At 72.2% G+C, this 8,921-nt stretch carries 8 protein-coding genes; 2 read left to right on the plus strand and 6 right to left on the minus strand.

From position 1 onward, the window contains the following. Together VFZ39_RS05180 and VFZ39_RS05185 are read right to left on the minus strand one after the other, a co-directional pair. The coding region (locus VFZ39_RS05180) for a sigma factor (RefSeq protein WP_330864662.1) at positions 1-410 on the minus strand (410 nt) is incomplete at its 3' end. A gap of 36 nt (positions 411-446) precedes the next feature. Next, positions 447-917, minus strand: coding sequence for a hypothetical protein (locus VFZ39_RS05185; RefSeq protein WP_330864663.1), 471 nt, complete (start codon positions 915-917; stop codon positions 447-449). 171 nt (positions 918-1,088) lie between these two features. Between VFZ39_RS05185 and VFZ39_RS05190 the strand changes: the two genes are divergently transcribed. Both VFZ39_RS05190 and VFZ39_RS05195 read left to right on the plus strand, forming a co-directional pair. Then, the gene (locus VFZ39_RS05190; protein WP_330864664.1) at positions 1,089-1,697 is read left to right on the plus strand and encodes a hypothetical protein; all 609 of its coding nucleotides are present in this window, start codon (positions 1,089-1,091) and stop codon (positions 1,695-1,697) included. A gap of 44 nt (positions 1,698-1,741) precedes the next feature. Next, entirely contained in the window at positions 1,742-3,889 is a 2,148-nt protein-coding gene (locus VFZ39_RS05195; RefSeq protein WP_330864665.1) for a thiamine pyrophosphate-dependent enzyme, read from the plus strand. Between the two features lie 13 nt (positions 3,890-3,902). Here VFZ39_RS05195 and VFZ39_RS05200 read toward each other — a convergent pair whose 3' ends face one another. From VFZ39_RS05200 to VFZ39_RS05215, 4 genes are all read right to left on the minus strand, one after another. Next, positions 3,903-5,216, minus strand: a complete 1,314-nt coding sequence (locus VFZ39_RS05200; RefSeq protein WP_330864666.1) for a guanine deaminase — start codon at positions 5,214-5,216, stop codon at positions 3,903-3,905. Next, entirely contained in the window at positions 5,213-6,049 is an 837-nt protein-coding gene (gene xdhC, locus VFZ39_RS05205) for a xanthine dehydrogenase accessory protein XdhC (protein WP_330864667.1), read from the minus strand. The genes VFZ39_RS05200 and xdhC overlap by 4 nt, the downstream gene beginning before the upstream one ends. Positions 6,050-6,051: 2 nt before the next feature. After that, positions 6,052-8,430 carry a xanthine dehydrogenase molybdopterin binding subunit gene (xdhB, locus tag VFZ39_RS05210; RefSeq protein ID WP_330864668.1) on the minus strand — a complete coding sequence of 793 codons (2,379 nt, stop codon included), beginning with the start codon at positions 8,428-8,430 and terminating at the stop codon, positions 6,052-6,054. Beyond that, positions 8,423-8,921, minus strand: a 499-nt coding sequence (locus VFZ39_RS05215; RefSeq protein WP_330864669.1) for an FAD binding domain-containing protein, incomplete at its 5' end; no start/stop codon positions are given. The genes VFZ39_RS05215 and xdhB, both read right to left, overlap by 8 nt.

Genomic DNA, 8,921 nt, shown 5'->3' on the forward strand with positions numbered 1-8,921 from the left:
CTCAGGACCAAGACGGCGCGTTGACCCGCAGGCAGTGCAGCCAGGGCCGCCGTGAGAGGCCCGTCGCGTTCGTCGACGGCAGCGATGGCGTGTTCGCTGGTGGTGTCAACCGAGTCCGGGACCTCCTGGACAGGTCGTTCCCGCCGCCACGGACGGCGCCGAGCGTCGACGTGCTTGCCGACCAGCACCCGGTTGGCGTAGGCATCCACGTTTCCGCCCCGCACGATCCGCGACCATCGCGGGTACATCGCAAGCAGTACGTCCTGCACCAAGTCGTCAGCCGCAGACCAGTCCCCGCACAGGAGGAACGCCTTACGCCGCAGTGCCCATGCCCGGGCGAGTATCCACTCGCGGAAACCAGCATCATCCGGAACTGGACCATCCCAGGCGGGCCTGGCGGGTTCGCCCATGATCGTGTCCCATCCCTTGTCGGCCCTTGTCGGCCCTCACTTACTAATCGTCACGAGGGGGCAATAACGTTCCATGGTCCCAGGAACCGGCCACCAAGCCCAAGGCATCCGTTCATCCGACCACCCGCACCCGGACACTTCGCGCAGACACCGACCACGCGTGCGTGCCGTGGCGCTGTCCCGCTCGTACGCGGGGGCGTAGTCCCGGGACGGGGTGATCCGGGAGTCATCCGCGACCACCAGGAAGCAGCCGGACCGGTCGTACACCAGACCCTCCGCGGCAGCCATCGCCGGGACGGCCACCACGTCCAGCTCCGCGAACCGGGACAGCCCGTCCGGGTACATGGAGCCGGTTGTCACCGTCGAGCCGGGCTTCTTCCGCGACGATCGCGGACGGCGGCAACGCGACCGTGGTGGGTGGGCCGCCACGCCAATCAGGTCGGCCTTCGCGTCGTGCACTGCGGTCCACAGGTCGGTGCCGGTCGACGCGGCGGCGAACGTGAACACGCCGGTCGGCTCGGGTGCCACATCCCGTGCAGGAGACCGTCGTCGACGGTGCGACCGAAGTACAGCCCGGACGGACCGCCTACTCCATCTGGAGGATGGCCGCTGCCTCCACCCGGGCGTAGCGTCGACAGGTCCCGGGCACAGGAATCCGCTGCTGAGGGAGGAGAGTCGATGTTCGTACAGGTGATCCAGGGGAAGGTGACCGACGTCGAGGAGGTGCGCGCGCTCATGGACAGCTGGCTCACCGAGCTCGCACCCGGCTCGATCGGCTGGCTCGGCAGCACGATGGGCGTCACGGAAGAGGGCCAGTTCATCGCCCTCGCGCGCTTCGAGTCCGAGGACGCCGCGCGGCAGAACGCCGGCCGGCCGGAGCAGGACGCGTGGTGGCAGCAGGCCGCGAAGCTCTTCGCGGGCGAGCCCGAGTTCCACGACAGCACCGCGGTCGACGTCGACATCACCGGCGATCCCGACCAGGCCGGTTTCGTCCAGGTGATGCAGGGACGCACCAGCGATCCGAAGCGTGCCCGGGCGCTGATGGACAACGACACCATCGACTGGGAGGCGTTCCGTCCCGAGATCCTCGGCACCATCAACGTCAACCACGACGCCGACGCGTGGACGATGGCCATCTACTTCACGTCGGAGGAAGCCGCGCGGGCCGGCGAGCAGAAGGAGCCGCCACCGGAGGTCGCCGCCATGATGGAGGAGCTGAACTCGCTGAGCGTCGGAGAGCCGACGTACTTCGACCTCCGCGACCCCTGGCTCCGCAGCCCGGGCTGAGGCGGTGTTCCCCCCTCCGGGTCCGGCGTGTTTGCTAGGTGCTCGTGGAGCTGGTGGAAGAAGTCGACGAGCACTTCACCCGCCGGGTGACGGCTGGCGTCGTCGGACCCGGGGAGCCTCGCCACGCCGCGCGCGGTGAGCAGCTGCTGGCGCTGTTCGGCGCTCAGGCGCAGAGCCGTCACCTCGACCTCGCCGCGCGGTGGCTGGCTGCCCAGGGTGAGGGCTTCTACACGATCGGGTCCGCCGGGCACGAGTCGAACGCCGCGCTCGGACTGCTCTCTGCGCCCACCGACCCGGCGTTGCTCCACTACCGCTCGGGCGGGTTCTACGCGGCCCGCGCCGCGCGTTCGGACGCGGAGGTCGACCCGGTCCGCGACGTCCTGAGGGGCCTCACGGCGTCCGCCGGGGACCCGATCTCCGGTGGGCGGCACAAGGTCTTCGGTCACCCGCTGCTCCACGTCGTCCCCCAGACCTCCACGATCGCCTCGCACCTGCCGCGCTCGGTCGGGCTCGGCTTCGCGCTCGGCCTCGCCCGCCGCCTCGGGCGCAGGACGCCGTGGCCCGACGACGCCGTGGTGCTCTGCAGCTTCGGCGACGCGTCGGTGAACCACTCCACGGCGGCGGGCGCGCTCAACGCTGCGGCGTACGTCCACCGGGTCGGCCTGGCCTGCCCGGTCCTGCTCGTCTGCGAGGACAACGGGTGGGGGATCAGCACGCGGACACCGAACGGCTGGCCGGAGACGGTCCTCGGCCGCCTCCCCGGAGTGCCGTGCCACCGCGCCGACGGTAGCGACCCGGAACAGCTGCTCGAGGTGACCGAGGCCGCGCTGGCGTACGTCCGCGAGACGTGGGCACCAGCCGTGCTCCACCTGCGGACCGTCCGGCTGATGGGGCATGCCGGGTCCGACGTCGAGATGGCTTACCGATCCCGGTCGGCCGTGGCGGCGGATCTCGACCGCGACCCGCTGGTCGCCACCGCCCTGGCGCTGGTCCGGCTCGGCCTCCGCAGCCCGGCGGAGGTCGTCACGGACTACGAAGCGGTCCGCGCCCGGGTCAGGGCGGCGGCCGAGGAGGTCAGGCACGAGTCTCGGCTCGCGAGCCGCGCAGCAGTGATGGCCCCGCTGCGCACGGCCGAGCCTCCGGCGCGGGTCGTACGACGGGAGCTGCCCGACGTCGCGGCTCCCGGGTCGTTGACCCTGGCGCAGGCCATCAACCGCACCCTGTCCGATGCGATGTCCGACGGTCCCGACGTCCTCGTCTTCGGTCAGGACGTGGGCGCCAAGGGCGGCGTGTACGGCGTGACCCGCGGCCTCCAGAAGCGGTTCGGCGCCGGGCGGGTGTTCGACACCCTGCTGGACGAGACGACCATCCTGGGGACCGCCCTCGGCACCTCGCTCGCCGGCTTCCTCCCAGTCCCGGAGATCCAGTACCTCGCCTACTTGCACACCGCGGAGGACCAGCTGCGCGGCGAGGCGGCCTCGCTGCGCTTCTTCTCCGACGGGCAGTACCAGAACGGGATGGTCGTCCGCGTCGCGGGACTGGCGTACCAGCAGGGGTTCGGCGGCCACTTCCACAACGACAACGCGCTCGCCGTGCTGCGCGACGTCCCGGGCATCGTGGTCGCAGTGCCCAGCCACCCTGCCGATGCCCCCGGTCTGCTGCGCCACTGCCTCGACCTGGCTCGGCACGAGGGGCGGGTGTGTGTGTTCGTGGAACCGATCGCGAGGTACCACACCCGCGACCTGCTCGACGGCGACGGCCGGTGGACCGCGCCGTACGCCCCGACCCCGATCACCCTGGGCGAGGTCGCCCTCCACACAACGACGGAGGCGCCGGACGTCGTCGTGGTGACGTACGGGAACGGTGTGTACCTCGGCTTGCGCGCGGCCGCCACCCTCCGAGAGCACGGGCTGACGGCCTCGGTCCTCGACCTGCGCTGGCTGACACCACTGCCGGTCCGCTCGCTGCTCGCCGCGACAGCCGGCGCCCGTCGCATCCTCGTGGTCGACGAAGGACGCTCGGCTGCGGGGGTGGGCGAGTCGGTCGTCGCCGCCCTCGCCGAGGCCGGCAGCGCCGTACCGCTCGCCCGGATCTCCGCCGCGGACTCCTACATCCCGCTCGGTCCCGCAGCCGGCACGGTGCTCGTGAGCGAGACCGACATCGTCGCGGCGGCGCACCGTCTGGTCGGATGACCGGGGTCGGAGATCAGCCGGGGAGGTGACGCACGAAGCCACCCGACGCGACCTGCCGGCCTCCCACCCAGACGTCCGCGACATCTGCGTCGGAGGCGAGCGTGAAGATCTTGCCGAGCGCCTCGTCGGCGCTGCCCACGTGCCGCAGCCCGATGTCGAGCTCGGTCCCGCGCACCGGTCGCAGGCAGATGGCGTCGAACGCCTTCCCCGGCGACAGGTCGCCCACCTGGTCGCCCAGGCCGAGGGCCTGCGCCCCGGCGGCCGTGGCGAGGTGGAGCAGATGGGCCGGTGTCAGCGGTCGCCCCTGGTCGTCGAGCAGCCGCTGCACGAAGTACGCCTGCAACCCTTCCTTGAAGAGCGAGAAGCCGGTCCCGGCGCCGACGTCGCTGCCGAGCGCGACCCGGACGCCGTGGTCGACGTGCCGGCCGAGCGGGAACAGCCCGCTGCCCAGTGCGGAGTTGCTGGAGGGGCAGTGGGCGACCGCCGTACCACGCGCTGCGAGGACCTCGAGCTCGGCGTCGGTGGCGTGGACGTCGTGCGCCAGGACGGACCGCTCGTCGAGCAGCCCGTGGTCGTCGTAGGTCCCGACGTAGTGGGCCGATCGGGGGAAGAGCCGGGCGACCTCGGCCACCTCGGCCGGGTTCTCGTTGACGTGCGAGGTGAACCAGGCGTCGCCGATGTCCGCGGCCGCCGCCGCACACGCCTCCAGGATCGGGTCGCCTGCGGAGAAGGAGAACCGAGGCGTGACGGCGTACCGGATCGTGCCCACGCCGTGCCACTTCTCCGCCAACGCCACCGACTCGGCGTGCGCCCGCTCCGGGGTCGTCAGGAGGTCCTCCGGCAGACCTCGATCGCTGACCACCAGCCCGCTGGTGACCCGCAGCCCGTAGTGCTCCACGACCGAGAACAGCTGGTCGACCGCACCGCTGAAGTGGGACCCGAACACCAGGGCCGTGGTGGTCCCCGCAGCGACCAGGCTCGCGCAGAACTCCTCGGCGACCAGACGTGCGTAGTCGTCGGAGGCGAGGCGGCACTCCTCCGGCAGCGCGCACCGCTCCAGCCACTCCAGCAGCGGCATCCCGAGCGCCCCGATCACCCGCACCTGCGGGTAGTGGACGTGGGTGTCGACCAGCCCCGGAAGCAACCAGCCGTCGCGCAGGTCGATGACCAGACCGTGGGGATCGTGCTTGCGTACGTCGGCGAGCGAACCGCGCGCGACGATCACGTCCTCGTGCACCACCAGGGCGCAGTCGTCCTCGGCCCGCAGCACGCCGCCCTCGAACGGGTCCTCCGGGGTGTCGAGGACCCGTGCCCGGTAGATCGTCACCGGGCCGCCCGCTCTGCCGCCAGCCGTGAGAGCACCGACGTCGCGACCGACAGCGCGATCGTCGCCGGATCCTTGCCGGGCACGGTGGGGCCGCCCGTCGCTGCCTGTCCGATCGGGGAGACGATCCGGTCGATCGAGGCGTCGTCGTGACCCTCGACGCGCAGGCCCTGGCGGAACCGGGCCCACTTCGCTGACGAGCCGATCAGGCCGACGCTGCCGAGGTGGGCGCAGCGCAGCGCCGCGTCACAGAGTGCGAAGTCCTCGGCGTGGTCGTGGGTCAAGATCAGCACGTGGCTGCCGGCCGGCACGTTGCCGAGCTCCACCTCCGGCACCGGTGCGTGGTGGACGTGGACGCTCGCGACCGCGTCATCGAGCACGGCGAGCCGGTCCTCGTCGAGCTGGTCGCGACGCGAGTCGACCAGATGCAGCTCGAGGTCGTGACGCGCGAGGATCCGCGCCAGCTCCACGCCGACGTGCCCGACCCCGAAGATCGCCACCGCGGGCACGACCGCGAGCGGTTCGAGCAGCAGCGTCACCTCGCCGCCGCAGCACTGCCGGCCGTGATCGGTGCGCGCCTTGTCCGACAGCGTCACCTCGAGGGTCTCCGGCGAGGTCGTGCCCTCGTCGAGCATGGCGCCGATCATCGCCCGCGCCCGCGTGATCGCGGTCTCCTCCAGGTTGCCGCCGCCGATGCTGCCCCAGCTGGCGTCCATCGCGACGACCAGCTTCGCACCTGCCTCGCGCGGGGCGTGACCGCGAACGTCGATCAGCGTCACCAGGACGCCGGGACGTCGCTCGCGACGCAGCCGGGTCACCGCCTCGGTCCAGTGCACGGCTAGCCCGCCGTCTCCGGGACCGCCTCGGCGTGCTGCTCCGACCGCGGCCGCAACGGCGGACTGTCGGGGGCAGGTTGCGCGGGCTCGACCGACCCGATCGTGAGCCGGCCTGCGGGGTCGCCGTGTCGTGCCCGCTCGATCGCCCAGTAGACCGCCTCCGGCGTGGCGGGCGCGGCGAGGTCGACGCTCACGCCCTCGGGGCCGAAAGCGGCCACTGCCTGCCGCAGCGCCTCGCGCACCGAGAAGGCCAGCATCAACGGCGGCTCGCCCACCGCCTTGGAGCCGTAGACCGCGCCGTCCTCGTGGGCGCGCTCCAGCAGGGCCACGTTGATCTCCTCCGGCATCTCCGAGAACGCCGGCAGCTTGTACGTCGAGGCCGCCTGCGTCAGCAGCCGACCCCGCCCGTCGCCGTCGGACTCGTCCCACCGCAGGTCCTCCAGCGTCAGCCACCCGGCGCCCTGGACGAACCCGCCCTCGATCTGACCGAGGTCGACCAGCGGCGAGAGCGAGTCGCCGACGTCGTGGACGATGTCGACGCGGCGGGTCCGGTAGCCGCCGGTGAAGCCGTCGACCTCGACCTCGGCCGCGGCGACGCCGTACGCGAAGTACTTGAACGGGTGGCCGCGCATCACGGTGGAGTCCCAGTGGAGCCCCTCGGTCCGGTAGAAGCCCGCCGCCCACAGCTGGACCCGGCCGAAGTAGGCCTCGCGGACCAGCTCCTCCCACGGGAGGTCGCGACCCGCGCGCACCAGCTCCAGCCTGGCCAGGATCTGCTCACACGCGTGCTTCACGGCTCCGCCGTTGAGGTCCGCGCCGGAGCTGGCCGCGGTCGCCGAGGTGTTGGGGACCTTGTCGGTGCGGGTGGGCGCCAGGCGGACCCGCTCCAGCGGCACCCCCAGTGCGGTGGCGGCGACCTGCAGCATTTTGGTGTGCAGGCCCTGACCCATCTCGGTGCCGCCGTGGTTCACGAGCACCGAGCCGTCCTTGTAGACGTGCACCAGCGCGCCGGCCTGGTTGAAGGCGGTGAAGTTGAAGGAGATCCCGAACTTCACGGGCGTCAGCGCGATCGCGCGCTTGGTGTGCGGGTGCGCGGCGTTGAACGCCGCGACCGCCTGCTGGCGGCGCGTCACCTCGGCGTCGCTGAGCAGCTGCTCCCACGCGGTGACGAGTCGCTCCGGGTGGCGCACCGGCTGCCCGTACGGCGTCTCCTGGCCCGCGACGTAGAAGTTCCGCCGGCGCAGCTCGGCCGGGTCGACGCCGAGCAAGGGGGCGCAGCGGCCGAGGACGTCCTCGACCACCATCATCCCCTGCGGTCCGCCGAACCCGCGGAACGCGGTCTGTGAGGTCTTGTTGGTGCGCGCGATCCGGCCGTGTGCGCGCACGTGCGGGATCCAGTAGGCGTTCTCGACGTGGCACAGCGCCCGCGCCAGCACCGGCTCGGAGAGGTCGAGGCTCCAGCCGCCGTCGGAGGTGAGCGTGACGTCGAGCGCCTGCAGCTTGCCGTCGGCGTCGAACCCTGCCCGCCACTCGGTGTGGAAACCGTGCCGCTTCCCGGTCATCGTCATGTCCTGGGTGCGGGTCAGCCGGACCCGCACCGGCCGGCCGGTGAGGGTCGCGCCGAGGGCGGCGAGGGCGGCGTAGCCGTGGGGCTCCATCTCCTTGCCACCGAACCCGCCGCCCATCCGCAGGCACTGCACGGTCACCTCGTTGCTCGGGACCCCCAGGACATGGGCGACGATCTCCTGGGTCTCGCTCGGGTGCTGGGTGCTGGACTGCAGGAAGACCTGTCCGGACTCGTCGACGTGAGCCAGCGAGGCGTGGGTCTCCAGGTAGAAGTGCTCCTGTCCGGCCATGTCGGTCTCGCCGCTGAACACGTGCGCGGACCCGGCGAGGCCGGCCTCGATGTCGCCGCGGACCACGGTCGGCTGCCCGCCCTGGAAGGACCCCGCGGCGATCGCCTCGCGCAGTCCGAGGACCGCCCGAAGCGGCTCGTAGTCGACCTCGACCGCGGCCGCACCGAGCCGGGCCGCCTCCGCGGTCTCTCCGAGGACCCAGCACACGCCGTGCCCGACGTACATCACCTCGCTGGGGAACAACGGCTGGTCATGCTTCATCCCGGCGTCGTTGACGCCCGGCACGTCCTCGGCAGTCAGGACCCGGACCACCCCGGGCACGTCGTACGCCGGCTCGACCCGGAGCCCGGTCACGCGGGCGTGGGCGTGCGGCGACTGCACCGGGTGGGCGTGCAGCAGTCGGGGCATCCGCGGCACCAGGTCGTCGGTGTAGAGCGCGTGACCGGTCACGTGCAGCGCAGCGCTCTCGTGGGCCAGCTGCTCGCCGACCACCGCACCCTCAGGTCGCCGGCTCAGGTCACTCATCGGGCACCTCCGCCTCCCACGCGAACCTCAGCAGGGCGTTCCCCAGCATCGCTGAGCGGTACGCCGCGCTCGCGCGCATGTCGTCGATCGGCGTGCCCTCCTCGCGCAGCACCGCGGCGGCCGCGGCCACCGTCTCCTCGTTCCACGGCCGGCCCTCCAGTGCGGCCTCGGTCGCCACCGCCCGGATCGGCGTGGCGGCGACCCCACCGAGGCCGATCCGCGGCCGGCGTACGGTTCCGTCGACCACGTCGAGCGCGAACCCGATCGCAACCCCGGAGATGTCGTCGAACCGGCGCTTCGCCACCTTGTGGAACGCGACCAGTGGTGGGCTCGGCAGCGGCACGCGCACCGCGCGGATGAGCTCGTCCGGTTCGCGCACTGTCTCCCGGTAGCCCGTGAAGTAGTCGGCCAGCGGCACCTCCCGCTCGCCGCGCACCGAGACCAGCAGCACGGTCGCCTCCAGCGCCAGCAGCGCAGGCGGGAGGTCACCG

This window comes from Nocardioides sp., from assembly GCF_036374615.1.
Classification (GTDB): Bacteria; Actinomycetota; Actinomycetes; order Propionibacteriales; family Nocardioidaceae; genus Nocardioides.